Origin of the sequence: Amycolatopsis sp. NPDC051758 (assembly GCF_044453095.1) — a bacterium.
In the GTDB taxonomy this organism is placed as follows: Bacteria; Actinomycetota; Actinomycetes; order Mycobacteriales; family Pseudonocardiaceae; genus Amycolatopsis.
Genome location: NZ_JBITCJ010000013.1, coordinates 1 through 25011 on the forward strand (window position 1 = coordinate 1; position 25011 = coordinate 25011).

A 25011-nucleotide genomic window follows, 5' to 3' on the forward strand; every position below is an offset into this window, starting at 1 on the left:
TCTTACCGCCGGTGTTCTTGGACAAGCGCCGAAAACCTCGGCGCAACAACCTTCATCAACCGTTGCCGTTCGCGGCGTGAACAACCGAACACGGGTGTAGGCCCGCAGCCACCGGCTCCGGGCCTACACCTGCGCGCCGAGCCCGTCGCGCTGCCACTTTTCGTCACCTACGCCTCGCCTGAGCAGGTATGGATACGTCCTGGCACAGACCGGTTCGGCGCTGCGATGCAAACCCGGCCTGACCACCGCCCCCTGGACGGCAGGCCTCGGCTCCAAGCCCGCCAGGGCGACGCTGCCGCGCTTCATCACCTCCGGCCCGGCCCGGCAGGTTCGTTGCGGCGCGTCCGGACACACATCGGTTCGGCAGCTGCGGTGCCGAACGCGACAGCACCAGGCGACCGGCTCCGCGCAAACCCGGCCTCGTCGGCGGCAGCGAGCCGAGCCGGTTGAAGCGGCTCTACTCGGCGAGCGAGAGCACCGTCCTCGCCTGCTCAACCATCGCGACATCGAGAAACGTCCCATCAGCCAGGGCGATCGCGCCGACCCCGGCGGCCGTCGCGCCGGCCACTCGCGCGATGACCTCGCGGGCCCGCGAAACCTCCTGCGGCGTCGGCAGGAACGCCGCGCGGATGGTCTCCAGCTGCACCGGGTGGATCGCGGTCCGGCCGCGGAACCCGAGGGCGCGGCCCGCCCGGCACGACACCGCCAGCCCCTCGAGATCGCGGACGTTCACATAGGCCGACATCGCGGGTGGCGAAAGCCGGGCCGCCCGTGCTGCGACGATCACGCGGCTGCGCGCCCACGTCAGCCCCGCGTCGTCCGATACGCCGAGGTCCGAGCGCAGGTCGGCTTCGCCGAGGCCGATCGACGCGATTCGCGGTGACGCTGTTGCGATCTCCAGCGCGCGTTCGATCCCCAGCGCCGACTCGATCAGCGGGTGCAGCGCCCGGCCCGGCACCGCGGCCGCGACGGCACGGACCTCTTCGGGCGACTCGACCTTCGGCAGCCGCACGCCCACCTCGAGGGGCAGGCTCGCGACCGTCGCGAGGTCGGCCTCGTGCCACGGTGTGCTCGGGTGGTTGACCCGCACCTGCACCGGCCTGGACACCGATCCGAGCAGCTCGAGCACGTTCGCCCGGGCTTCGTCCTTGCGCGCCGGGGCCACCGCGTCCTCGAGGTCGGCGAGTACCACGTCGGCCGCGGACTCCAGGGCCTTGCGCACCCGGTCCGGCCGGTCGGCGGGCGCGTAGAGGAACGTCAGCGGCGGGCTCACACCGCACCCCGTTCGCGCAGCTCGGCCACGCGCTCCGGCGAGAAGCCCAGCTCGCCCAGCACGGTGTCGGTGTCCGCGCCGTGCGGGCGCCCGGTGAACCCGATGACACCGTCGTGGCCGGACAGGCGGAACGGCGGGCCCTGCATGAGCATCGGCCCCAGCTCGGCGTCCTCGATCTCGTGGATCGTGCCGAGCGCGCGGAACTGCGGGTCCGCGACGATGTCCTCGGCGTCGTAGATCGGCGCGACCGCCGCCTGCGCTTGTTCGAACGCCGTGACGACCTCGTCGCGGGTGCGCTGCGCGATCCACTTGCCGACGGCTTCGTCGAGTTCGTCGGCGTGCCGGGCCCGGTCGGCGCCGCTCGCGAACCACGGCTCGTCGACGAGGTCCGGCCGGCCGACCATGCGGACGACCCGTTCGGCGATCGACTGGGCCGAAGTGGACACCGCGACCCACTGCCCGTCGGCGGTGCGGTAGGTGTTGCGCGGCGCGTTGTTGGTCGACCGGTTGCCGGTGCGCGGCTGGACCGTGTGCAGCTGGTCCCAGCGCGTGATCTGCGGGCCGAGCATGGCGAGCATCGGCTCGATGATCGCGGTGTCGACCACCTGCCCGCGACCGCTGCGCTCACGCGAAGCGAGCGCGACCATGATCGCGTACGCCGTGGCCAGCGACGCGACACCGTCGGCGAGGCCGAACGGCGGGAGCGTCGGCGGGCCGTCCGGTTCCCCGGTGGTCGCGGCGAACCCGCTCATCGCTTCGGCGAGGGTGCCGAAGCCGGGCCGGGTCCGGTACGGGCCGAGCTGCCCGAACCCGGTGACGCGGGCGAGGACGAGCTTCGGGTTCCAGCTCGCCAGCTCGTCGTAACCGAGGTTCCAGCGTTCGAGGGTGCCGGGCCGGAAGTTCTCGATCACGACGTCGGCCGTGGTGGCCAGCGCGAGGAACACCTCGCGGCCGCCTTCGCTGCCGAGGTCGGCGGTGATCGTGCGCTTGTTGCGCCCGAGCGTCTTCCACCACAGGTTGACGCCGTCCTTCGCGGCGCCGTGGGTGCGCGACGGGTCGGGTTTGCGCGGGTGCTCGACCTTGATCACCTCGGCGCCCATGTCACCCAGGTGCATCGCGGCCATCGGGCCGGCGAACAGCGTGGACGCGTCGACCACGCGCAGCCCGGCGAGGGCGCCGTCCGCGGGGTCACGGGAGACCGTCACGCCGTCACCTCCCAGGCACACCGGAACCCGACCGTCGCGCCACGCGCGAGGCCGAGTCCGGGCAACAGGAGCTTCACGGTGTAATCCGGTTCGTGGCGGCCGCCTTCGACGTACCACTCGGAGCCTTCGGCCCGGTAGTCACTGCCGCCCTTGAGCATCACAAAGCGCGTCCGTCCGTCGGAGTGTTCACTCTCGGTCCAGTTCCAGACGGCGGGCGTGCCGCGACGCAGCCCGCCGGTCTCCCCGGCCAGCTGCCACTCGTCCTCGGTGGGCAGCCGGCCGCCGCGCCACGCGCAGTACGCGCGGGCGTCGTCGAGGTCGACGTAGGTCACCGGTTCGTCCGGAAGTCCTTGGTGCGCCAGGAAACGATGCGGGTACGCGGGATGGTAGCCGGTGGCCGCCACGAACTCGGCGAACTGCGCATTCGTGACCTCGGTGGCCGCGACCGCGACCGCCGTGGCCAGCGAGCCTTCGCGCTGGAGCGTGCGGGCGTCGTGCAGCCGCGGCGCGAGCGGCTTCCATTCGTCCACATAGGGCGCACCCTGGTACATCCCGGTCTCGCGGGCGCGGTACCGGACGGTCAGCACGTATGGCCCGGCCGGGACGACCACGGCGTCCGGTTCGGGCGCGCCAATTGTCCTTTGTGGACTCACCCGCGTCGCGATCCGGTGCGGGAAGCGGGAGTCCGGGTCGTGGGGCAGCTCGGGGAGCTCGGGCAGCCAGCCCTGCACCGCGGCGCCGAGGCCCCGGGCCGGCACCCCGCCGAACAGGTCGGTGCCGGGCAACGGGCCGTGGTAGTCGGTCTCGCCGCGGTTGACGAGCGTCCACAGTGTCCTGCCGGCCAGCTCCCAGCGGGACGCGTAGACCCCGGCCGCCTCCGCCTCGGGCGCCAGCTCGGCCAGGGGTGTCCACTCGCCGTTCAGCAGCAGGTCGGCCGCCGCGCGCTGGACGGTGACCATCCGGCGCACGGTCGCGGCGTCCCGGCGGGACCAGCCGACCCACACACCGAAGACGACTTCCCACACCATGACGCCGACGCCGTTGAGCCAGGCGGACTGCAGTTCTTCGGTGTGGTCACGGTGCCAGCGGCGGACGTGGTGCTGCATGTGGCGCCGCTCGTACCAGTGGGCGCGCAGGACGCCGGGCACCGGAGAGTCGGCGAAGAACTGGGCCCAGGATGCCGCGTGGTCCTCGATCCGCTCGACCGCCAGCTTGGACTCGCCCTCCAGGACGAGACCCGGCCGGGCCGCTTCCAGGCGCTCGACGAAGTCCGGCTCGGCCTTCTTGAGCGTGTCGAGGAAGACGCCGTCGGCTCGGAGATCCGCGACCAGCGCCGCGAGCTCGGTCAGGTCGTCGTCACCCCGGCGGGTGCCGACGTCCCAGGGGTTGTAGTCGACGAAGACGTGCAATCCGTTGGTGTGCAAGGTCTCGACGAGCTCGGTGAGGCCAGGGACGTCGCGGTAGAAGTCCCACTGGTTGCGGTTGTCGAGGCCGATCACCGGGTAGGCGTGCCAGAGCACCACGGCGTCGAGCCCGCCGAAGCGCTCGTGTGCGTCGGCGAGGAAGCGCTCGGGGGTGAAGCGGTGTTCGGCGAAGGAGTACAGCAGCTCGTCCCACAGCCACACCTGGGCGACCGTGCGGCAGGTCGCGGCCCAGGCCCCGCCCGGGCGCTCGTAGGCGGACCCCGTGTAGCCGTGCCGGCGGCGGGCGTCTTCGCGCCACGCGTGCAGCTTCTCCCGCCACGCGGGCCGGTCGGCCGGATCCGCGGGCGCGGCGAAGATCTTCGCTTCGTCCAATTCGGACAGCGGGCCGCGCACTTCGGTCGGCCGGTCGATCGGCCGCGGGACGAGCGGGTCGAACGTGTAGGTCATCGTGCCTTTCCTCCGACCGCCAGCGCGGCGACCTCGACGGCGGTGGGGACGGCCTCCTGGGCGCCGGGCCGGGTGACGGCCAGCGCACCGGCCGCGGAGGCGAGCCGCGCGGCGTTGGGGAGGTCGAGGCCCTGGGCCAGCCCGGCCGCGAGGACACCGCAGAACGTGTCGCCCGCGCCGGTCGTGTCCACGGCGTCGACACGGATCCCGGGGACCCGCAAGGGTTCCTGGTCCCGGCGGAGCACGGCACAGCCCTCACCGCCGAGGGTGACCACCACCGCGGGCACCCGCTTCAGCAGCAGTTCGGGCTCACCGGCGAGGTCGGCCGCTTCGTGTTCGTTGACCACGAGCAGGTCGACGACCTCCCAGAGCGAATCGGGCAGCTCCCGCGACGGCGCCGCGTTGAGGATCAGGACGGCATCCGGGCGTGCAGCCGCGGCGGCGGCCGCCACCACGTCGAGGGGGATCTCCAGCTGGGCCAGCACAACGTCGGCCTCGGCGATCCGCTCGGCCTGCGCGGCGCCGATCCGGACGTGGTCGTTCGCGCCCGGCGCGACCACGATCGCGTTCTCGCCGTCCGGGGACACCGTGACGAACGCGGTGCCCGTGGGCGCGTCGGCCCGCTCGACCAGGTCGGTCCGGACCCCGGCGCCGCCGAGCGACACGAGGATCAGGTCCGCGGCCTCGTCCTCACCGAGGGCGCCGACGAAGGTGGTGTCCGCTCCCCCGGCCCAGGCGGCCGCGACGGCCTGGTTCGCACCCTTGCCGCCCGGGCTGCGCCGCAGCCGGCCGCCGAGGATCGTCTCCCCGGCCTTCGGCGGCCGGGGCACGTCGACGACCAGGTCGACGTTCGCCGACCCGACAACCACCACCCGCCCGGTCATCGCGCGGCCTCCGCCAGCGCCGCCGTCCGGGCCGCCAGGTCCGCGATCCGCCGTTCCCCACCGGGCAGCGACGTCGCGATCCGGCCGTCCAGCGGCTTCGCCCAGTACTCGTCGACTCCGCTCAGCGCACCCGCCACCCCGCCGACCGTCGCGGCCGCGGAGTCGGTGTCCCAGCCCGCCGTGACCGCGATCGAGACGCTCGGCCCGAACTCGCCCCCGCCCTTGGCCAGGGCGTACGCGATCACCGCCGCGTTGTTGAGCACGTGCACCCAGTGCAGGTCACCGTAGGCCGCGTGCAGCCGGTCGAGTCCACTTCGGACGTCGCCCGAAGCCGCCGCCTCGCGGCCCAGGCGGACCACCGCGGCGAGGTCGCTCGAAGGCGGGACCACCGCCGATGCGGCGTCGAGGACCTCGTCCACGGTGGTGCAGACCATCGCCGCCGAGGCGAGCGCTGCCGCCCACATCGCGCCGTAGACGCCGTTGCGGGTGTGGCTGAGCCGGGCGTCGGTCCACGCCAGCCGGGCGGCCGCACGCACGTCGCCCGGGGACACCCAGCCGAACACGTCCGTGCGGATCAGCGCGCCGATCCACTCCCGGAAGGGGTTCCGGTAGGTCGCCGTCTCGGGCACCGGACGGGCGTCCAGCAGGTTGCGGTAGGCCGCGCGCTCCGCGGTGAACACCCGGCCCGCCGGGAGGTTGTCCAGCCACAGCTGCGCGACGTCCTCGGTGGTGAAGTCCCGGCCGCGCTCCTCCAGCAACGACAGAGCGAGCATCGGGTAGTTGAGGTCGTCGTCCTCGGGCATCCCGTTGATGTTCTCTTCGAGCGACGTCGGCGCCGAGCGCCGGTTCCACGGCCACCGCGCGGCCACCTCGGCCGGCAGGCCCACCGCGGTGAACCAGCCGGTCAGGGGCCAGCGGCCGGTCGCGCGGAGGATCTCCTCGATGCCTTCCCGCGGGATCTTCTCGACCGGCTTGCCGAGCAGGCAGCCGGCGGCCCGGCCGGTCCACGCGCCCAGCTCACGGCCCCTTCCCACCCGCGACAGGTCGGGCGCCGGTGGCAAGGACGCGAGAATCGCTTCCCAGTCGTCCAACGCCGGAGCGGCCGGGAGCGCGTCGAGTTCGTCGAGCAGTTCCCGCGCCAATGGCCTCAGCGAAGGCTCCTCGGGTCCCGCACCGCCCACAGCCGGTGTCGGGTCACCCCCGGCGGCGACCCAGCGCGCCCGCACCGCGGCGACGTCCTTGCCCTCCACCGCGGACTGGACCAGCTCGTGCGGGAGCAGGTCCTCGGGCCGGGCCCAGGTCAGCCTCACGCCGGCTCCCCGAGGAAGGCGACCCGCGCGGCGGCCCGCTCCCGGTCGGCCCGGAGGATGTCGGCGGCCGCGGACCCGAGCAGCTGCCCCGTCTCCCGCAGGTCCATCCGGCTGGCCTCGCCGATCTCGTCGACCCACTCCTTCGGCACGACGGCGGTGCCGCCGAGCCCGGCGCAGATCGCCGCGGCCATCACGGCGATCGAGTCGGCGTCGCGGCCGTAGTTGACGGCGGCGAGCACCGCGCCGCGGAAGTCACCCTGGTGCGCGAGGACGAACGCCAGCGCGGCCGGCAGCTCCTCGATGGCCTTCGTCCGCGACGGCCGCCGCGCGTCCATCGACATCTGCCGGTAGTGCGGCCCCACCGAGTCGTACGGCGCGACCGTTTCCCGGACGAGCGCGGCGAGTGCGCGCTCCTCGTCGTCGGTGGCCGGGGGGACGGTCCGGCCACCGAACTCGGCGACGACGGCTCGCAGCGCCGCCGCGGTCCCGTCGTGGGCGACGTCCAAGGCCGCCGCGACGACGTCGTCGAGCGAGGCGCCCGGGGCGACGGCGGCCGCCACCATCGCGGCCAGTACACCCGCCGCCTCGCGGCCGTAGCTCGACTGGTGCGCCCCGGTGAGGTCGATCGCCTCGGCGTAGGCGGCGCGCGGGTCACCCGCGTTCACCACCCCGACCGGGGCGACGTACATCGCCGCGCCGCAGTTGACCACGTTGCCCACCCCCGCTTCGCGCGGGTCGACGTGTCCGTAGTGGAGTCTCGCGACGATCCACTTCTCCGCGAGGAACACCCGCTGCAGCAGCAGCGCGGTCGACTCCAGCTCCGGCACCCAGCGCGGCTCGCCGATCATCAGCGGCACCAGGTCCTCGGCCATCGCGTACGCGTCGAGGTGCTCGCGGCGCTTCGCGTACACCTCGACGAGCGCCCGCGTCATGAGGGTGTCGTCGGTGACGTGCCCGTCACCCTTGTGGTAAGGCGCGATCGGGCGGGCGTCCCGCCAGTCCGGGTACCAGGGGCCGACGATGCCGGTCACCCGCCCGCCGTGCCGCTCTTCGATCTGCTCGGGCGTCCACCCTTCGGTGGCGCCGCCGAGGGCGTCCCCGACGGCCGCACCGGTGATCACCGCGACGGCCCGGTCTTCCAGCCAGGTCAAGAATCCGCTCCTGTCACTTGCTGACGCTCTTCCAGCCGTCTTCCAGCTGCTTGGCCAAGCCGGCCGCGTCGATCTTCTGTCCGAGGAACTGCTGGTACGCCGGGGTCGCGACGGTGTCCTTCCACTGCGCGTACTTGCCGGCGAACAGGTACGGCGCCGAGGTCAGGTGCTCCCCCGACGCGAGGATCGCGTCCCAGCCGTTCTTCCCGGCGAGCTTGGTGGCCAGTGCCTTCCGCGCCGACGTCGTCGGCGGGATCAGTGCGTCGGCTTCGTTGATCGCGGCCAGGTTTTCCGTGCTGGTGAAGAAGTCCACGAACTCCGCGGCCTCCTTGACGTGCGCCGAGTCCTTGTTCACCGACAACGTCTGCGGGTTGGCGGCCTGCGCCGGCCCGGCCGAGCCGGCCAGCGGGGGCAGCACGACCCAGTCGAAGTCCTTCGGGGCGTCCTTGGCGATGTTGGCCGCCTGGTAGGAGCCCTGGACGGTCATCGCGACCTGGCCCGCGTAGAACGGCGCGAGCGCCTTGGTGCCCGACTGCGTCAGCGTGACCGGGAGGATCGAGTGGTCCTGGTGCGCCATGGCGTCGACGAGCTGCGGCAGCGCCTGCTCACCCTGGCCGACGGTCAGGTTCGCCCTGTCACCGGTGCCTTCGAAGTACTTGCCGCCGAAGCCGGGGGCCAGCGCGACGAACGCCGCCGTCGGGCTCGACAGGCCCCAGCCGAGGCCGAACTTGCCGTCCTTCGTCGTCGCCTTGGCGATGTCGCGCAGCTGGTCCCAGGTCATCGTGGCGCCGGCCGGGATCGTGACGCCCGCCTGCTGCAGCTGGGTCTTGTTCGCGAAGACCACATAGGACTGCAGCTCGGTCGGGGCGGCGATCACCTTGCCGTCGACCGTCACCGAGTCGAGCACCCCCTTCGGGATGTCCGAACGCTTCTGCTCCGGCAGGTACTGCGTGAGGTCGGCGAGGTAACCGTCGGCGGCGAACGGCGCGATGCCGGCCGCCTCGTAGTGCACGATGTCCGGCGCGGTGCCCGCGTTGAACTGGGTGATCAGCTTGTCGTAAACGCCGTCCCAGCCGGCCTGCACGATCTTCACCTGCACGTCCGGGTGGGCCTTGTTCCAGTCACCGACGATCTTCTGCGTCGCCGCGATCGCGGCGGGCTGGTCGGACAAGGACTGGAAGGTGAGGGAAACCGGGCCGTCCCCGCTGTCCCCGCTGCCGCTGCCGCACGCGGCGAGCAGCAACCCGGCGACCGTCAGGGAGGCGGCGGCGAGCAAACGTCGTGTCTTCATCGACCGACCTTTCGAACTGTCTCTTTGAGGGGTAGGGAAAGTCATCCCTTCACCGCCCCGGCCATCAGGCCGCTGGTGAGCTTCCTCCGCAGGATGCTGAAGAAGACGATGCTGGGGATGGCCGCGAGCACGGCGCCCGCGGCGAGCGGGCCGAGGGCGACCTTGCCCTCGCCGCCGACGAACATGTTGAGCGTGATGGGCAGGGTGTAGTTCTCCGGCGACTGCAGCAGCACCAGCGCGAAGAAGAACTCGTTCCACGACGAGACGAAGCTGAACATCGCGGTCGCGACGACCCCGGGCGCCAGCAGCGGGAAGACGATCGTGCGCAGCACGGTGAGCCGGCTCGCGCCGTCCATCGCGCCCGCTTCCTCCAGCTCCACCGGGATCGCGGCGACGTACCCCTGCAGCATCCAGAGCGCGAACGGCAGCATGTACGTCGTGTGCACGAGCGTCAGGCCGGCCAGGTTGTCGGCCAGGCCGAGCGTCCGCAGGATGAGGTACAGCGGCAGGATGATCAGCACCACCGGGAACACCTGGCTGACCAGGATCCAGCCGACGCCGGCCGCGCGCACCTTGCCCTTGAGCCGGGCGAGCACGTACGACGCGGGCACAGCGATGACCACCGACAGCGCGGTCGAGGCCAGCGCCACGATCAGGCTGTTCGCGGCGGACCGGACCAGGCCCTGCTTTTCCAGCGCCTGGGTGTAGTTGTCCCAGTGCCACTCGCTCGGCAGCAGGCTGACCGTCAGCGAGTTGAGCTCACCCGACGACTTCACCGACGCGGAGATGAGCCACAGCAACGGGAAACCGAGGAACAGGATGTACAGCGCGAGGGCGACGTATTGCGCCGGGCGTACCAGAGTCCTCATCAGCGCCCCTTCACGGCACGGTCGTCGCGGAACTGCGACCGCAGGTAGACGGCGAGGATGAGCACGACCACAACGACGAGCACCAGGCCCATCGCGGCGGCGTAGCCGATCTCGCGGTTCTTGAAGGCTTCGAGGTAGATGAACAGCACCGGGACCATCGTCTTGCCGCCCGGCCCACCCGCGGTGAGCACGTAGACCAGCGAGAACGAGTTGAAGTTCCAGATGAAGTTCAGCGAGGTGATCGAAGTGACGATCGGGCGCAGGCTCGGCCAGGTCACCGCGGTGAACCGGCGCCACGCGCCCGCGCCGTCCATCGCGGCGGCTTCCTGCAGCTCGGCGGGGATCTGCTGCAGGCCGGCCAGCAGCGTCACCGTCGTCTGCGGCATGCCGACCCACACGCCGACGACGATCACCGCGGGCAGCGCGACCGAGAAGTCGCCGAGCCAGTTGATGTCGCTGGGCAGGCCGACACTGCCGAGGAAGGCGTTGAGCGGGCCGCCGTTGGCCGAGTAGATCATCTGCCACATGATCGCGACGACGACCGGCGGCATCGCCCACGGCACGAGCGCGAGCACCCGCGTCAGCCCCTGCAGCCGCAGGCCCGAGTTGAGCAGCAGCGCCAGTCCCATCGCGGCGGCCAGCTGGAGGACCGTGACGCCGACGGTCCAGATCATGCCGATCCGCAGCGAGTCCCAGAAGAGCGTGTTGTCGGCCAGCTTCGCGAAGTTGTCGACCCCGGCGAAGCCGTAGTCCGGGTGGCGCACCAGGCGCGCGTCGGTGAACGCCAGGAAGATCCCGACCACGAGCGGCGCGACGCTGAGCACGAGGATCGGGATCAGCGACGGCAGCACCAGCGCGATCGCCTCGCGCCGGCGGGTGCGGGCCAGGGCCGGCTTCCGCCGCGGCGTCACCGGCGACGGGCGGGTCAGGGTCGCGGTCATCGCGCACCTCCGGTCGACTCGCGCACCATCAGCTCCGGGCCGACGGTGATCTGCTGGGCTTCGTGGTCCGGGTCGTCGGCGAGCTGGAGCATGATCCGCGCCGCCGCGCGCCCGCGTTCGGTCGAGCCGAGGGACACGCTGGTCAGGCTCGGCTGGAAGACCCGGCCGAGCTCGGTGTCGTCCATCCCGGTGATCGCGACGTCCTCCGGCACCGACAGCCCGAGCTCGCGCACGGCGCGGATGGCCCCGATGGCGAGCAGGTCGTTCGCCGCCACGAGCGCGTCCAGCCGGCCGCGGGCGAGCAGCCGCCGGGCCGCTTCGAGGCCCGCGGTGACGGTGAAGTCGGCGGCGGTCTCCTTGTCGACGCGGTCGGCGGTGATCTCACCCGCCACGGCGTCGAAGCCGCGTTGCCGGGACGCACCCGGCGTCGTGTCGACCGGGCCGTTGAGGAAGCCGATCCGGCGGCGGCCGATCGCATGCAGGTGGCGGACGGCCGCGCCGATGCCGCCGGCCGAGTCGGTCGACACCGAGCTGATGCCCCGGTCGTCCATCGCCCGCCCGATCACCACGACCGGCACCGGCGCCTGCTGGATCTCGCGGATCAGCCGGTCGTCGGTGCGCAGCGGGCTGACGATCATGCCGTCGACGAACCCGCTGTTGAGGCTGCGCACCAGCTCGGTCGTCGACGTCGCGGTGTCGCCGGTGGTCATCACGACAACCCGGTAGCCGTGCGGCTCCAGCACCGCGTGGATGGCCCGCATCATCTCGACGTAGACCGGGTTGCCGATGTCCGCGACCGCGAAGGCGACCTGGAAGGTCCGCTTCAGCCGCAGCGACCGGCCGATCGCGTCCGCGCTGTACCCCAGCTCGGCGGCCGCGGCGCGGACCCGCTCGACCATCGCCTTGCTCGCGCCGGTCCCGTGCAGCGCGCGGGAGGTCGAGGCCAGGGAGACCCCGGCACGCTCGGCCACCTGCAGCAGCGTGGCGCGTGTTGACGTCATCGTCGCCTCTACCTCGGGAGTGGACTTTGGAAACGTTTCCAACTTCGAAAGCCGGACTTGGAAACGTTTCCAATCGGATTAATCCCGATACTGACACTCGTCGCGCGGCCGTGTCAACACAGCACGGAGAGCACCGGGGTGGTCACCTCCGGGAGCCGCGGACGAACTGCCCAACGGCGGCATATCTCCCGCATCCTGATACGGCTGGCCGCGCCCGTCACCGGTGCCGATAGTGGTCCCGTGCTTACTTCCCGTGCACCGCTCACCCTCCCACCGGCCGAACGAACCGCGGCACGAGTGTCCTATCGCGACGCGCTGGTGGCGCCCCTCGCCGGCTACCGGCCGCTGCTGCTCGACCTCGTCGTCCCGGCCGGACCGGCGCCCGACGGCGGCCACCCCGTCGTCGTGTTCCTCTACGGCGGCGCGCCGGCGGCCGGCTCCCACAAGCACAGCCGGCTGGGTGACCAGGTGACGGATCGGTTGGTGGCGGCCGGGTTCGCCGTCGCGCGGGCGCAGTACCGGCACGGGCGCGAAGCCCCCTTCCCCGCGCAGATCCACGACGTGAAGGCCGCCGTCCGGTGGGTGCGGCACCACGCGGGCGACCTGGAGCTCGACGCCGGGCGCGTCGCCGCCTGGGGTCATTCGGCGGGCGGGTACCTGGCCGCGATGCTGGCGGTGACGGCGGACGACCCCGGCTTCGACGGGGACCTCGGCATCACCGGCCCGTCCAGCCGGGTCGCCGCGGCGATCGCCTGGAGCCCGCCGACCGACTTCACGCACATCCCGCCGCCCCCGGCGGGGTTCGCGTTGCACAGCACCGGGCACGACCCGCACGACTGGCGCCCCGACGCGACGGCGAGCCCGCTCTTCCACGTGTCGGCGGGCGCGGCCCCGCTGCTGCTGGTGCACGGCACCGACGACATCGGGATCCCCATCGCGCACAGCGAAGCCCTGGTCGCCGCGTACTGGCGAGCCGGTGCCGACGCCGACCTCGTCCGGCTGGACGGCACCGGCCACTTCTACGGCGAGCGCAAGCTGCAGCAAGTCACCGGCGACGGGATCGCGTTCCTCCGCGCCCACCTCGGCTGAGCTGAGCCGTTCAGGTGACGCCGGTCCGGGCGCACCAACCGGTCGGGTGACTCCGGAGTGGTCCGCACGCACTTCGCGTCCAGGACCACCAGGAGGAAGCGTGCCGAACCGCAAACTGCTCACCGTCGCCGCCGCGGCGTTCCTCGCCCTCGCCGGAACCGTCACCTTCGCGCCCGCGGCGTCGGCGCACGACACCAGCCGGGACGTCTACGGCTGCCTGTATCAAGGGCAGTTCCGCTGCGGCTACGGCGGCGTGACCAACAGCCACACCCGCGTCTACTCGTGCGACACCGCGGGCGACGGTTACGGCTTCCGCACCGAGTACCGGCTCCGCAGCGGAAGCAGCTTCGTGGACGACGCCAACGGCAGCAGCTCCGGCTGCAGCTCGGTCACCCCGGGATCGTCGGCCAACCCGGTGACCCAGTTCCGCGCCTGCCAGAAGCAGAACGCGTGGTGGTGCTCGGAGTGGGCAACCGCCTGAGAGCTCAGCGCAGTTGCTCGATCACCTCGGCGAAGACGGCCATGTCCGGCTCGAAGACGCTGAAGTAGCTGATGCCGAACCGTTCGCGGAGGTCCCGGAGCCGATCCGCCATCTCGCTCGGTGAGCCGACCAGCACACAAGGCAGGTGCACGGCTTTCTCGTCGTCCGCCACGCCGGTCGCGCCGCGAATCCTCCCGAAGGCGAGCTCGTCGCGGTTCCGGCCCACCGCGACCAGGAGCAGGTTGAACTCGACGTCGCGGTCGCCGGCGGCCTCGCGCACCAGCCGGACCCGCTCGCCGAGCAATTCCTCCGAACCGGCCGTCTCGGGCGGGAAGCTGACGATGTCGGCTTCCCGCCCGGCCAGCCGCAGCACGCGGTCGCCGCCGCCGCCGATCATGATCGGCGGGACGGGCTTGTCGGGCTCGTCGGCCAGCAGGGCCAGCGTGCCGGCCAAGGTCCGCGCCAGCCGCCGGACGCGCTCGCCGCCGGTGCCGAACGGCACACCCGCGGCCTCGAACTCGGCTTCGATGTACCCGGCGCCCAGGCCCAGCTCGAGGCGGCCGTCGGTGAGGCGGTGAACGTCGGCTACGTCGCGGGCCAGGAACTCCGGGCTGTGGACGCCGGTGTTGAGCACGTAGGTGCCGACCCGGATGCGCGTGGTCGACGCGGCCGCGGCCACCAGGGCGGGGAACGGCGCGGGGCAGCCGAGGTGGTCGACGACGTGGAGCACGTCGAACCCGGCGTCCTCGACCGCCCGCGCGCGGTCCTGCCACTCCTGCCGGGAGCCGACGTTGAACAGGCTGACACCAAAGCGGAACGGGCGGTTGCTCATGCGTCCAGGCTGGCACACCGCGCTATTCCTCCCGCAGGTGCTCCAGGCTCGACGTCCGCCACAGCGCCGGCAACGTCACCGCGGTGACGACCAGGACCGCCGCGGCCGCGGACGCCGTCAGGAGCGCGATCGTCCCGATGTCGACGACCATCGGGCGGCGCACCACCAGGGTGAGCAGCAGCCAGTCGAGGCCGAGGCCGACGAGCACCGCGACGACGACCGCCACCGCAACCGGGATCACCAGCTGCCACAGCAGGGACCGGGCGAGCACCCCGCGCCCGACGCCGTTCGCCCGGAGGGTGGCGAGGCTGCGCCGCCGTTCCCGAAGCTGCTCCCACGCGGCGATCAGCAGGCTGCCCGCCGCGAGCAGCAGGATCAGGACCGAACCCACGGACAGCACCCGGGTGATGAGCGCGTACGTGCCGTCGCGGCCGGTGCCCAGCGAGTAGACGGTTCCGTGCCACCCCACGGTGTTGCGGACCCGTTCGACGAGATCCAGGTCCGTGGTGGGGAGGATCGCGGACGACGTCAGCCCGACACTCGTCGCCGTCGCGAGCGCCGCCGGGGTCACCAGCAGCGCCGCCCCGTTGTCCGGCGGGGCGACCGCGGTGTGGAACCGGTCCGCCGGGATCGTCCACTGTGGAGGAACGGCGGGTTCGGCGCGCCGCGCGTGGCCGAACCAGACCCGGTCCCCCGGCGCCGGCCGGTAGACGTCGGGAGCCGGAGTTCCGACGGCGTAGACGTCCCCTTCGCGGCAGTCACGGAGCCCGGTGTCGGAGTGCAGTTCGGCGCAGGTGCCGACCACAACGGCGGTCCGCTTCCCCGTCGCGTTTTCCACCAGGCCGCTCGTTCGCACCGGCACGGTGCCCTGTCCCGGGAGGGCTCGGAGGGTGGCGGTGAAGTCCCGGACGTCCGCGAGCTGCGTGGCGTAGGAGTTCGCGAGCACACTGACGTTCCCGGGCGGCGGCCGGTCGCTTTCGGCCCGGGCGTAAACACCTTGCAGGGTGATGGATCCGGCCAGCACCACCGCGATCCCGCTGACCAGCCGCGCCGCCGTCGCGCTGTCCAGCTGGAGCCGGCGGACGGCGAGCAGCCAGGCGGGCGAACCGCCGCGCAGCAGGCCCGCGAACCGCTCGACCAGCCACGGCAGCAGCACCGGGACGGCGGCCAGGATCAGCACCACACCGCCGATCACGGCCGGGTCGGTGGCGCCGGGTTCCGTGGTGCCCAGCGTGGTAGCCAGCAGGACACCGCCGGCGAGCACCGGCAGCAGCCGCCACGCCAGCCTCCGCCGGGCCCGCGCCGCGCGCCGCACGACACCCAGCGGCTCGATGACGACTCCTCGCAGCGCGAAGACGGCCGCCGCGCACACCAGCAGCGGCAGCACCAGCAGCGCCGGGACACCGAGCAGCCAGTCGGGCACGACGTCGGCGCCGAAGAGACCACCGCGGAAACCGGACACGGTGATCTTCGGGACCAGCACACGCACGAGCAGGAACAGCGCCCCGCCGAGCACGAGGCCGGCGAGCGACCCGAGCAGTGCTTCGCCGGCCGCGATCCGGCGCACCTGACCGCGGTCGGCGCCGACCAGGCGCAACGCGGCGAGCCGCCGGTCACGGGACGCCGCGGCCAGCCGCGTGCTCGTGACGACGAAGACGAACACCGGCACGAGGCAGGTCGTCGCGCCCACCACGACGAGCAGCAGCTCGATCGGCCCGAGCCCGCGCCGGTCGGCCGTACCACCGAACCCGCTCACGGCCGCGGCTTCCGGCTGCCCGGCCACGGAGTCCGAGCCGAGGTAGAAGTAGAGCTCGTTCGGCCCGGTCAGCCCGGCATCACCGACGGTGCCGATCACCCGCTGCGAAAACCGCGGCCGCAGCAGCTCGCCGTCCGGGGAGTCGAGGAGTGCGACGAGCGCCGGGGACAGCACGGCTTCGCCCGGCCCGGGTAGCCGGTCCACACCCGGCGCGGCGGGCGTCCGCGGACCGGTCGGCTGCACGAGGTAACCCTGCAGTCCGCGGCCGCGGAACTCGTCGTCCCGCCGGACGACGTACGCCGGATCAACACCGCCGACGGCCCCGGCGACCGGCATGCGCGCGGCACCCCGGTCGTCGCGGGCGCCGAGCATGTTCGGCAGCGCCGTCGCGGTGAGCAGGACGGCCACACCGAGCCCGACCCCGACGGCGGTGAGCCCGAGGCGCACCAACGCGGTCCGGGCACCGCCGCCGCGGAGCGCCAGGCGCATCCCGAGGAGGAGGTCGGAGGTCCAGCGGCGGATCACCGGGTCACCTCGAGTTCCTGCGCCCGCACGCGAAGGCCGAACCCGGCGGCGGTCGGGTCGTGCCGCACCAGTGCGGTCCGGGCAGCACCGCCGCCGCCGAGCGCCAGGCGCATCCCCAGCAGGAGGTCCGTCCTCCGGCGCCGGATCATCGGGTCGCCTCGAGTTCTCGCGTCCGGCCGTCGCGCACCACTACTTCGCGGTCGGAGTACGCCGCCACGCGGGCCTCGTGTGTCACCAGGACCACCGCCGTGTTGCGCTCGCGGGCCGCCGCGGTCAGCAGCTGCATCACCTGCTCGCCGCTGAGTGAGTCGAGGGCGCCCGTCGGCTCGTCGGCGAACACCACGCGGGGGCGCGTCACCAGGGCGCGGGCCACCGCCACGCGCTGGCCCTGGCCGCCGGACACCTCGCCGGGCCGCTTTGCCGCCACGTCGGTCAGGTCGAGTTCCGCCAGCATCTCCCGGGCCCGCTCCGCGGCCGGCCGGCTGCGCTCGCCGTTCAGCCGCATCGGCAGCGCCACGTTCTCCAGGCAGGTGAGCTCCGGGACGAGCTGGCCGAACTGGAAGACGAACCCGAAGTCCGTGCGGCGCAACGCCGACCGCCCGCGGTCGGACAGCGCCGCCAGGTCCGCCCCCTGGTACCGGACCGTCCCGGCGTCGGGCCGGACGATGCCGGCCAGGCAGTGCAGGAGCGTGGACTTGCCCGCCCCGGACGGCCCCATCAGCGCCACGATCTCCCCCGCGCGCACCCGCAGGTTCGCGCAGTCCAGCGCCTCGGTGGGCCCGTACGCCTTGCGGACCTCGGCAGCCTCCAGCAGAACCGCTTCGGCGCTCACGAGATCTCCTTCGCCAGCTGGTCGAGCCGGGCCGCGGTCAGCTCCAGCCAGCGGAGGTCGGCCTCCAGGTGGAACAGCGCGTGGTCGCAGATCAGCTGGTCGACGAGGTCGCCCGCGGTCTTGCGGCGGGTCAGCTCGCGCATGGCGTCGAGGTGGGCCGCGCGCTGGACGTCGAGGACCTCGGCGGCGGGCCGCCCGGACAGCAGCGCCAGCACCACCTTCGTGTAGAGCGTGTTGTGCAGGTAGGCGTCGGGCTTCTCCGGGGTCGCCAGCCAGCTGCCGACGTCGGCGACCCCGGCGTCGGTGATCGCGTAGCGCTTCCGCTCGGGGCCGCCGTCCACCTCGACGCCGTCGGCCTCGACGAGGCCCTGCTTCAGCAGCCGGGCCAGGGTCGAATAGACCTGGCCGTAGTGGACCCGGCGGTCGTGCCCGAACCGGTCGTCATAGGCCCGTTTCAGGTCGTAGCCGTGCCGGGGGCCGTTCTCCAGCAGCCCGAGCAACGTGAGTCCGATCGACATGCCGAGGACTGTACACGGTGTGTATAGCCGGAGTTTATAGTGATCATTGGATGGCTTCCTCGAGAACCGAGCGCAACGGCGTCGCCGGCCGCTCCAGCAGGGCTTCGAGGTCCGGACCGGTGGTGGCGAACTCGCCCCGGCGAGCCGCGTGGAACATGCCGAGCAGCATCGCCGCCTGTCCCGCGGGGACACCGTGCGCGGTCAAGCCGGCCACCCACTCGTCGTCACCGGCGACGACCCGCCGCACGCTGCGGCCGGTGAGCTCGGTCAGGATGCCCGCGACGTCCTCGAGGTCGAGGGCGACCGGCGCGGTCAGCGGCGGAGTCGGCCCGTCGAACCGGCCGTCGGCGGCGAGCACGATCGCCGCGGCTTCGGCGAGGTCGGCGTGCGCCGTCCACGACACCGGCCCGTCGGCGGGCGCGACCAGTTCGCCGGTCTCGAGCGCCCGGCCGAGCAATAGCGGGACCGTGCTGGCGTAGAAGCCGTTGCGGAGCGAAGTGAACGGCGTGTCCGACGCCGCGAGGTGACGCTCGGTCGCCGCGTGGTCGGGCATCGGCGCGAACAGCGAATCCTCGGCGGCGGCCTGGTGGCTGGTGTAGAGAACGCGCTTCACGCCCGCCTCGCGCGCGGCCTCGATCGCCGCGATGTGGTGCGAAACCGCGGCCTCGCCACTCTGGTCCGTCGAGACGACGAGGACCTGCGAAGCGCCCTCGAACGCCTCGGCGAGCGAAGCCGGGTTGGTGAAGTCGCCGCGCCGGACACGCACTCCGCGTTCGGCGAGCCCGGCCGCGCGGCCGGGCTCGCGGACGCTGACACCGATCTCGCCCGCCGGAACCCGGTGAAGCAGCTGGTCGACAACCTGGGAGCCGAGCTTGCCGGTTCCCCCGGTGATCACGATCATGGTGCACCCTCTCGATTGGTTACCACTGATACTAACCACGTTAGCACCACTGCTAGCAAGTGTGCGTTATCATCGGAACCATGGTGAAGGACCGGAGCGAAACGCGGGCCAAGATCGTCGAGACCGCGGCGCGGCTCCTGAGCGAGGAGGGCGCGGCCGCGCTCACCATCCGCGCGGCCGCCCAGGCCGCCGGCCTGCAGGCACCGGCGATCTACCGGTTCTTCGAGGACAAGGACGCGCTGCTCGACGCCGTCGCCGAGCACGTCTTCACCACCTACGTCGCCGGGAAGTCCTTCGCCGACACCGGTGACGACCCGGGCGCCGCCCTCCGCGCCGGCTGGGACGCGCACATCGGCTTCGGCCTCGCCAACGCGGCGCTGTTCGGCCTGCTCGTCTCCCCCGGGCGCGTCTCGCCGGCCGCGGAGGCCGGGCTCGCGGTCCTGCGCGCACGGGTGCACCGCGTCGCGGAAGCGGGCCGGCTGCGGGTGCCCGAGCGCCGCGCCGTCGAACTGGTGCACGCGGCCGGCACCGGCGCCGTGCTCACCCTCCTGGAGAGCCCACCGGAGGACCGGGACCTCGGCCTCGCCGACACGATGTACGAAGCCGTGACGCGCCTGATCCTCACCGACACGCCCACTGATTTCCCCGTCACGCCCGCGAAACTCTCGGAAGCCGAACGCACGCTGCTCGCGGAGTGGCTGGGCCGCCGGTGAGTTATTCCCCCTCGAGGGGTTTACGCGTTTCGTGCGCATTTTCGGCTCCGGCGTAACAACTTCCGGACGTCCGACGGCATATCGGACAGCTTCGACGCTTTTGTCCGGTCCCCGGCGTTCAGGAGTTCGTCATGCGTTCCTCGTCCCGAAGATCCCGGCGTGCCCTGGCGGCGGCTGTCGTGCTGCCACTGGCCGGCGCCCTCACCGTCGCCGTCGCGGCACCCGCCGCTGCCGCCGTCCCCACCGGGTTCGTCGACACCGTCGCCATCAGCGGCCTGAGTTCGCCGACCGCGGCGGCCTTCGCCCCCGACGGGCGGGTGTTCATCGCCGAGAAGAGCGGTCTGCTCAAGGTCTTCGACTCCCTCACCGACGCGACGCCGACCGTGTTCGCCGACCTCCGCACGCAGACCCAGGACTTCTGGGACCGCGGCCTGCTCGGGCTGGCGGTTGATCCCGCCTTCCCGGCACGCCCGTACGTCTACGTCTCCTACACGCTCGACGCCTTGCCGGGCGGCGCCGCGCCACAGTGGGGCGACACCTGCCCGACCCCGCCGGGCGCGACCGACCAGGGTTGTGTGGTGACCGGCCGGGTCTCCCAGCTCACGATGGGCGCGGCCGGCACCGCCGTCAGCGAGAAGCCGCTGGTGACCGGCTGGTGCCAGCAGTACCCCAGCCACTCCGTCGGTTCCCTGGCCTTCGGCCCGGACGGCGCCCTGTACGCCGGCGGCGGAGACGGCGCCAGCTTCAACTTCGCCGACTACGGCCAGGTCGAGAACCCGTGCGCCGACCCGCCCTCACCCGCCGGAACCAACTTGACGCCGCCCGCGGCCGAAGGCGGCGCACTCCGCTCGCAGTCGCCGCGACGCGCCGCCGGGCAACCGGTGCTGCTCAACGGGACGCTGCTGCGCCTCGACCCCGACACCGGCGAAGGGCTGCCCGGCAACCCGTTCGCGAGCAGCGCCGACGCCAACGCCCGGCGTGTCATCGCCTACGGCTCGCGCAACCAGTTCCGGTTCGGGTTCCGGCCGGGGACCGGTGAACTGTGGGCCGGTGACGTCGGCTGGAACACCTGGGAAGAGATCAACCGGGTGGCGAACGCCGGCGACGGTGTCGCGGAGAACTTCGGCTGGCCGTGTTTCGAAGGCACCGCACGCCAAGCCGGGTACGACGGCGCGAACCTCGACCGGTGCGAGTCGCTGTACTCCGCCGGCGGGCAGGCCGCGCCGTACTACGCCTACAACCACAACGCCAAGGTCGTGGCGAGCGATCCGTGTCCCACCGGGGGTTCTTCGATCAGCGGGATCACCTTCGAGGCGGGCAGCAACTACCCGGCCGCGTACGCCGGCGCGCTGTTCTTCGCCGACTCCTCGCGCGGCTGCATCTGGGCGATGCAGACGGCGTCCGGCCAGCCGAGCCCGAGCAAGATCGTGCCGTTCGTGACCGGGGTCAACGCACCCGTCCAGGTGCTCACCGGTCCCGGCGGTGACCTCTTCTACGTCGCGCTGGGCAGTGGTGAGCTCCGCCGCGTGAGCTACCCCGGTGGCACCAACCGGCCGCCGGTCGCGGTGGCCACCGCGACACCGTCCAGCGGACCGGCGCCGCTCGCCGTCCAGTTCGACGGCACCGGATCCACCGATCCGGACGCCGGCGACGTGCTGTCCTACGCGTGGGACCTCGACGCCGACGGCGCGTACGACGACTCGGCGGCCCCGAACCCCACCTGGACCTACACCGCCGCGGCGGCCGTCGACGCGGGGCTGCGCGTGACGGACTCCCACGGCGCGACGGCGACCACGACGGTCCGCGTCACCGTCGGGAACCCGGCCGGCCTCGACCCGGTGCCGGTCATCGACTCCCCCGCCGCCACGCTGAACTGGTCGGTCGGCCAGACGGTGCCCTTCGCCGGCCGCGCGATCGACGCCCAGGACGGCACCCTGCCGCCCTCGGCACTGTCCTGGCGGCTCGCGATCCGGCACTGCGCGGCCAACGGCACCTGCCACACCCACAACGTCCAGGACTTCCCCGGCGTGGCTTCGGGCTCGTTCGTCGCGCCCGACCACGAGTACCCGTCGTACCTGCAGCTGACGTTGACGGCGACGGACTCGACGGGCCGCACCGGCTCGAAGACCGTCGACCTGCAACCGAAGACGGTGACGTTGAACTTCACGTCGAGCCCGAACCAGGCGCTGCTCACCGTCGGCGGGACCCAGCAGCGCACGCCGTTCTCCCGGACCGTGATCGCGGGGTCCACCAACTCGATCAGCGCCGACAGCCCGCAGAACCTGCCGCCGCTCAACCTGAAGTACGCCTTCACGAGCTGGGCGCACGGCGGGGCGCGGGCGCAGAACGTCGTCGCGCCGCCGACGTCGGCGACCTACCAGGCGAAGTACCGGCTCTGCTGGCTGCTGCAGCCCTGCTGAGCGGATGACCCGGCCCCGCGGGGCCGGGTCATCCCTCCGGGGTTTTGGTCTTCTCGGGTTTTGCCGTCTTGGACGCCTTTTTTTCGGCCTTCTTCGACTCTTTCGCCGCTTGTTTCGACTCTTTCGCGGCCTGCTTCGACTCCTTCGCCGCCTGCTTGTCGTTCGTGGCCTCACCGGTCTCCTGCGCGGACTCCGGCTCCGCGGCGGCGGCCGTCTCGTCGGGCGAGGTGGGCGGCGCCGAAGTGAGCTGCGCCGACGAGGTGCCGCGCGGGTCCCCGTCGGACGGCACCGCACCCCCGGGACGAGCCGGAACCGGTTGCACCGTCGTGGTGCCGCTCCCGGCCTCCGGGGGCGGCGCCACGGCGGAGGTGCTGGCGCCGATGCTCACCGTGGTCGCCAGTGCCGCACCCGCGGCGGCCACCTTCGCCGCGGTGGCCCACGACAGCGCGGACGCGCCCGTGGCGCCGGAGGACGCGAGGGACCCCGTGGCGGACAACCACTGCGTGACGACCGGGACGCCCAGGATGAGGGGCGCGACGGCGGCGGGCAGCTCCTCGTTGAGCTGCCGCAGGCCGCTGGCCAGCTCCCGGCAGTCCACGCAGCGGGTGAGGTGGGTCGTGATCCGGCTCGCCTTGTGGTCACCGATGTCGTCCCGCACCCAGCGCGCGAGCTGGCCGGACACGATCCGGCAGTTGCGCCGGTGGGCGGCCGGGACGTGCTGGTCGAGGTAAGCCTGGCGCAGCCCTTCCCGGGCGCGGTAGGCCAGCGCGGCGACGCCGTTCGGCGTCATCCCGAAGTCCTCGGCGATCCGGGCCGGTGACTCACCGTCGATCTCGGTCCGCCACAGCACGGTCCGCCACCGCTCGGGCAGGCTCGCGAACGCGTCCGCGGCGACGGTGGCGTGCATCCGGCTGCCCACCCCGTCGTCGCTTCCCGCGCCGGGCAGGACGTCCGGCACCTCGGCGACCAGGGAGACGGCGGAGTCGCGCCGGCGCCAGCTGATCAACGTGTTCCGGATGGTGGTGAGCAGGTACGGCCGGAAATCCTCGTCCGGACCCTCGCCGGCGCGCAGAATCCGTAGTACGCGGGTGAATCCTTCGGCGACGAGGTCGTCCCGTTCCGCCTCACCGTCGGCGATCGTGGCGGCCACTCGCCGCGCGGCGCCGTAGTGGCGGTCGTACAGCTCGGCGTACGCCGTGATGTCCCCGCCCCGCACCGCTTCGATGATGGCCGCGTCGCTCGGGACGTCTCTCGTCCCGGCCACCGCCGGCGGAAGCACTTCGGTCATTCGACCCCCTCGGAACGTGCTAGTGCACGTGCAGATCACCGTGCATGGTGGCGCAACGAGTGACTCGGCGCAAGGTTCCGGCTTTGCCACGGGATGTTTGTCAGTTCCCTGAGCGTTTCCCGGCTGCTTCGCCGGCACCCCGTTGCCCGGTTTCCTACCGGCGAGTAGAAGACGAGGGCGTGACTCCCTTACGCAGAGCCTCAAGTCTTTTGCTGGCCGCGCTCCTGCCGTTGGTCCTGGTGACCGGAGTGGCGAGAGCCGCCGACCCGCCTTCGGTGACGGCCGTGCCCGAGAACGCCGGGAAGGGCTGGCCGGTCAGCGGCGCCGAAGGTGTCGTCGACCTCGCCGCCCGCGGGTACGTCGAGGAAGAGTACCTGCTGTCCGGTCACGCGGACACGTTCGCCCAACAGGGGTTGTGGACCGACGACGGCCGCTGGGCGACCCGCGTCGACACCTCCGGAAACGCTTACACGACAAGGATGGTCGTCGTGCGGCCGAAGGAGCCGGCGCGGTTCAACGGCACGGTGGTGGTCGAATGGCTGAACGTCAGCTTCGGTGTCGACATCCCCGTCGACTTCTCTCAGTCGTACGAGCACTTCACCCGCGAAGGCTACGCCTACGTCGGCGTGACAACGCAGAAAGCGGGTGCCGACAAGCTGAAGAGCCTCGACCCGGCACGCTACGGCGCAGTGGACTTCGCCGGGGATGCGCTCTCCTACGACGTTTTCTCCCAAGCCGCGCGGGCGATCCGGGCGAATCCGCAGGTGCTGGGCGGCCGGGCGCCGGCGGTCGTGCTCGGCAGCGGGCACTCGCAGTCGGCGCTGCGGCTGACCACCTACGCCAACGCGATCCAGCCGGTGAGCCGCGCCTACGACGGCTTCCTGATCCACGGCCGCGCCGCGCTCGCGGCCCCGATCGGCGACGGTGTCCTCGGCCCGCTCTCCGCGAGGATCCGCACCGACCTCGGCGTTCCGGTGGTCGTCCTGCAGTCGGAAACCGACGTCGTGGCGTCGGCTTCGGTCCGGCAGGACACCGCGCGGGTGCGGACGTGGGAGGTCGCCGGGACCGCGCACGCCGACCGGTACGGGCTGGACCTCTACGACGCGGCCAACGCCCGCGACAAGGGGATCAACAACGGCGCCCCGACCACGTGCGACAAGCCGGTCAACAGCATGACGTTCCGGTACGCGGAGAACGCCGCGTTCGCGCACCTGGACCGCTGGGCCCGCGGCGGGGCGGCCCCGCCGACAGCGCCGCCGATCTCGATGCTGCTCGGGCTGATCATCCGGCGCGACGCCGACCAGAACGCCCTCGGCGGGATCCGGCTGCCGGATTTCGACGCTCCCGTGGCGGCGTACGCGCCGAACAACAGCGGCGGCAACGTGGCGGGCGCGTGCCTGCTGCTCGGCACGACAACCCCGTTGCCGCCGGAGCGGATCCGGCAGCTGTACCCGGACCACACGACCTACGTCGCGAAGTTCACCGCGGCGGCGGACCGGGCGGTGCGGTCCGGGTACCTGCTGCCGGCCGACCGTGCCGAGGCCGTGGCCCGGGCCGCGGCCGCTCCCGTGCCGTGACCGGCGCGAGCCGCTGACCGCCGGTCGAGACTCGGACGCACCCAATGTGGCGTTGGGTGCATCCAACGCACCGAACGCCACATTGGGTGCCCTCCCCTGCCGCCGCCGAGGTGCACCGTGAGGCAGACCTGTGTCCACTTCGGACCTACCGGGGCGGGGGGGGCCCCCCCCCCCGGGGGGGGGGGGGCCCGGGGGGGGGGGGGGGGGGGGGGCGGCGGGGGCGGGGGGGGGGGGGGCGCCGGCCCGCCCGCGACCTCCGCGCGGGGGCCTCCCCCGCGCGCCC

At 72.6% G+C, this 25011-nt stretch carries 22 protein-coding genes; 5 read left to right on the forward strand and 17 right to left on the reverse strand.

Going from position 1 to position 25011, the window contains the following annotated elements; genetic code table 11:
• Positions 1-457 precede the first annotated feature (457 nt).
• Genes ACIA5G_RS43545 through ACIA5G_RS43590 form a run of 10 tightly spaced genes read right to left on the reverse strand, consistent with a single transcriptional unit; the run spans position 458 to position 11796 of the window.
• Entirely contained in the window at positions 458-1273 is an 816-nt protein-coding gene (locus tag ACIA5G_RS43545) for an HpcH/HpaI aldolase/citrate lyase family protein (protein WP_395934454.1), read from the reverse strand.
• Positions 1270-2478, reverse strand: coding sequence for a CaiB/BaiF CoA transferase family protein (locus ACIA5G_RS43550; RefSeq protein ID WP_395934456.1), 1209 nt, complete (start codon positions 2476-2478; stop codon positions 1270-1272). The genes ACIA5G_RS43545 and ACIA5G_RS43550 overlap by 4 nt, the downstream gene beginning before the upstream one ends.
• On the reverse strand, positions 2475-4349 hold the full coding sequence (locus ACIA5G_RS43555; RefSeq protein WP_395934458.1) for a formylglycine-generating enzyme family protein: 1875 nt from the start codon (positions 4347-4349) through the stop codon (positions 2475-2477). The genes ACIA5G_RS43550 and ACIA5G_RS43555 overlap by 4 nt, the downstream gene beginning before the upstream one ends.
• Complete coding sequence (locus ACIA5G_RS43560; RefSeq protein ID WP_395934460.1) at positions 4346-5233, reverse strand: ribokinase; 888 nt, start codon at positions 5231-5233, stop codon at positions 4346-4348. The genes ACIA5G_RS43555 and ACIA5G_RS43560 overlap by 4 nt, the downstream gene beginning before the upstream one ends.
• Positions 5230-6543, reverse strand: coding sequence for an ADP-ribosylglycohydrolase family protein (locus ACIA5G_RS43565; RefSeq protein ID WP_395934462.1), 1314 nt, complete (start codon positions 6541-6543; stop codon positions 5230-5232). The genes ACIA5G_RS43560 and ACIA5G_RS43565 overlap by 4 nt, the downstream gene beginning before the upstream one ends.
• Entirely contained in the window at positions 6540-7694 is a 1155-nt protein-coding gene (locus ACIA5G_RS43570) for an ADP-ribosylglycohydrolase family protein (RefSeq protein ID WP_395934464.1), read from the reverse strand. Before ACIA5G_RS43570 ends, ACIA5G_RS43565 begins: the two co-directional genes overlap by 4 nt.
• Before the next feature lie 13 nt (positions 7695-7707).
• Positions 7708-8985, reverse strand: coding sequence for an ABC transporter substrate-binding protein (locus ACIA5G_RS43575; protein WP_395934466.1), 1278 nt, complete (start codon positions 8983-8985; stop codon positions 7708-7710).
• Between the two features lie 41 nt (positions 8986-9026).
• The gene (locus ACIA5G_RS43580; protein ID WP_360668284.1) at positions 9027-9854 is read right to left on the reverse strand and encodes a carbohydrate ABC transporter permease; all 828 of its coding nucleotides are present in this window, start codon (positions 9852-9854) and stop codon (positions 9027-9029) included.
• A complete protein-coding gene (locus ACIA5G_RS43585) occupies positions 9854-10795 on the reverse strand; it encodes a carbohydrate ABC transporter permease (RefSeq protein ID WP_395934469.1) in 942 nt (313 codons plus the stop codon). Before ACIA5G_RS43585 ends, ACIA5G_RS43580 begins: the two co-directional genes overlap by 1 nt.
• Positions 10792-11796: a LacI family DNA-binding transcriptional regulator gene (locus tag ACIA5G_RS43590; RefSeq protein ID WP_395934471.1), complete on the reverse strand. Its 1005-nt coding sequence runs from the start codon at positions 11794-11796 to the stop codon at positions 10792-10794. Before ACIA5G_RS43590 ends, ACIA5G_RS43585 begins: the two co-directional genes overlap by 4 nt.
• A gap of 138 nt (positions 11797-11934) precedes the next feature.
• Here ACIA5G_RS43590 and ACIA5G_RS43595 point away from each other — a divergent pair, with 138 nt between their 5' ends.
• Together ACIA5G_RS43595 and ACIA5G_RS43600 are read left to right on the forward strand one after the other, a co-directional pair.
• Complete coding sequence (locus ACIA5G_RS43595; RefSeq protein ID WP_395934473.1) at positions 11935-12885, forward strand: alpha/beta hydrolase fold domain-containing protein; 951 nt, start codon at positions 11935-11937, stop codon at positions 12883-12885.
• Between the two features lie 100 nt (positions 12886-12985).
• A complete protein-coding gene (locus tag ACIA5G_RS43600; protein ID WP_395934475.1) occupies positions 12986-13366 on the forward strand; it encodes a hypothetical protein in 381 nt (126 codons plus the stop codon).
• A 4-nt stretch (positions 13367-13370) separates the two neighbouring features.
• Here the strand turns inward: ACIA5G_RS43600 and ACIA5G_RS43605 are convergent, their stop codons facing one another.
• From ACIA5G_RS43605 to ACIA5G_RS43630, 6 genes are read right to left on the reverse strand one after another with little or no spacing between them, the layout of a single operon-like run.
• Complete coding sequence (locus tag ACIA5G_RS43605) at positions 13371-14198, reverse strand: TIGR03621 family F420-dependent LLM class oxidoreductase (protein ID WP_395934477.1); 828 nt, start codon at positions 14196-14198, stop codon at positions 13371-13373.
• Between the two features lie 22 nt (positions 14199-14220).
• Positions 14221-16479: an FtsX-like permease family protein gene (locus ACIA5G_RS43610; protein ID WP_395934479.1), complete on the reverse strand. Its 2259-nt coding sequence runs from the start codon at positions 16477-16479 to the stop codon at positions 14221-14223.
• On the reverse strand, positions 16476-16628 hold the full coding sequence (locus ACIA5G_RS43615; protein WP_395934481.1) for a hypothetical protein: 153 nt from the start codon (positions 16626-16628) through the stop codon (positions 16476-16478). Before ACIA5G_RS43615 ends, ACIA5G_RS43610 begins: the two co-directional genes overlap by 4 nt.
• Entirely contained in the window at positions 16625-17311 is a 687-nt protein-coding gene (locus tag ACIA5G_RS43620; protein WP_395934483.1) for an ABC transporter ATP-binding protein, read from the reverse strand. Before ACIA5G_RS43620 ends, ACIA5G_RS43615 begins: the two co-directional genes overlap by 4 nt.
• Positions 17308-17829 carry a PadR family transcriptional regulator gene (locus ACIA5G_RS43625; protein ID WP_395934485.1) on the reverse strand — a complete coding sequence of 174 codons (522 nt, stop codon included), beginning with the start codon at positions 17827-17829 and terminating at the stop codon, positions 17308-17310. The genes ACIA5G_RS43620 and ACIA5G_RS43625 overlap by 4 nt, the downstream gene beginning before the upstream one ends.
• A gap of 43 nt (positions 17830-17872) precedes the next feature.
• Positions 17873-18730: an NAD(P)H-binding protein gene (locus ACIA5G_RS43630; RefSeq protein WP_395934487.1), complete on the reverse strand. Its 858-nt coding sequence runs from the start codon at positions 18728-18730 to the stop codon at positions 17873-17875.
• An 80-nt stretch (positions 18731-18810) separates the two neighbouring features.
• Between ACIA5G_RS43630 and ACIA5G_RS43635 the strand changes: the two genes are divergently transcribed.
• Together ACIA5G_RS43635 and ACIA5G_RS43640 are read left to right on the forward strand one after the other, a co-directional pair.
• A complete protein-coding gene (locus ACIA5G_RS43635; RefSeq protein WP_395934489.1) occupies positions 18811-19443 on the forward strand; it encodes a TetR/AcrR family transcriptional regulator in 633 nt (210 codons plus the stop codon).
• Positions 19444-19574: 131 nt separating this feature from the next.
• Positions 19575-21863, forward strand: coding sequence for a PQQ-dependent sugar dehydrogenase (locus ACIA5G_RS43640; RefSeq protein WP_395934491.1), 2289 nt, complete (start codon positions 19575-19577; stop codon positions 21861-21863).
• A gap of 28 nt (positions 21864-21891) precedes the next feature.
• Here the strand turns inward: ACIA5G_RS43640 and ACIA5G_RS43645 are convergent, their stop codons facing one another.
• Positions 21892-23151, reverse strand: coding sequence for a sigma-70 family RNA polymerase sigma factor (locus ACIA5G_RS43645; RefSeq protein WP_395934493.1), 1260 nt, complete (start codon positions 23149-23151; stop codon positions 21892-21894).
• 209 nt (positions 23152-23360) lie between these two features.
• Here ACIA5G_RS43645 and ACIA5G_RS43650 point away from each other — a divergent pair, with 209 nt between their 5' ends.
• On the forward strand, positions 23361-24728 hold the full coding sequence (locus tag ACIA5G_RS43650) for an alpha/beta hydrolase domain-containing protein (protein ID WP_395934495.1): 1368 nt from the start codon (positions 23361-23363) through the stop codon (positions 24726-24728).
• The last annotated feature ends 283 nt before the right edge of the window (positions 24729-25011 follow it).

What these genes read in the sequence shown, in the direction of transcription:
- ACIA5G_RS43555 (WP_395934458.1), bottom strand. Translation starts at nt 4,349, where the DNA reads ATGACCTACACGTTCGACCCGCTCGTCCCGCGGCCGATCGACCGGCCG.
- ACIA5G_RS43560 (WP_395934460.1), bottom strand. Translation starts at nt 5,233, where the DNA reads ATGACCGGGCGGGTGGTGGTTGTCGGGTCGGCGAACGTCGACCTGGTC.
- ACIA5G_RS43575 (WP_395934466.1), bottom strand. Translation starts at nt 8,985, where the DNA reads ATGAAGACACGACGTTTGCTCGCCGCCGCCTCCCTGACGGTCGCCGGG.
- ACIA5G_RS43580 (WP_360668284.1), bottom strand. Translation starts at nt 9,854, where the DNA reads ATGAGGACTCTGGTACGCCCGGCGCAATACGTCGCCCTCGCGCTGTAC.
- ACIA5G_RS43585 (WP_395934469.1), bottom strand. Translation starts at nt 10,795, where the DNA reads ATGACCGCGACCCTGACCCGCCCGTCGCCGGTGACGCCGCGGCGGAAG.
- ACIA5G_RS43590 (WP_395934471.1), bottom strand. Translation starts at nt 11,796, where the DNA reads ATGACGTCAACACGCGCCACGCTGCTGCAGGTGGCCGAGCGTGCCGGG.
- ACIA5G_RS43605 (WP_395934477.1), bottom strand. Translation starts at nt 14,198, where the DNA reads ATGAGCAACCGCCCGTTCCGCTTTGGTGTCAGCCTGTTCAACGTCGGC.
- ACIA5G_RS43615 (WP_395934481.1), bottom strand. Translation starts at nt 16,628, where the DNA reads ATGATCCGGCGCCGGAGGACGGACCTCCTGCTGGGGATGCGCCTGGCG.
- ACIA5G_RS43625 (WP_395934485.1), bottom strand. Translation starts at nt 17,829, where the DNA reads ATGTCGATCGGACTCACGTTGCTCGGGCTGCTGGAGAACGGCCCCCGG.
- ACIA5G_RS43630 (WP_395934487.1), bottom strand. Translation starts at nt 18,730, where the DNA reads ATGATCGTGATCACCGGGGGAACCGGCAAGCTCGGCTCCCAGGTTGTC.
- ACIA5G_RS43635 (WP_395934489.1), top strand. Translation starts at nt 18,811, where the DNA reads ATGGTGAAGGACCGGAGCGAAACGCGGGCCAAGATCGTCGAGACCGCG.
- ACIA5G_RS43640 (WP_395934491.1), top strand. Translation starts at nt 19,575, where the DNA reads ATGCGTTCCTCGTCCCGAAGATCCCGGCGTGCCCTGGCGGCGGCTGTC.
- ACIA5G_RS43645 (WP_395934493.1), bottom strand. Translation starts at nt 23,151, where the DNA reads ATGACCGAAGTGCTTCCGCCGGCGGTGGCCGGGACGAGAGACGTCCCG.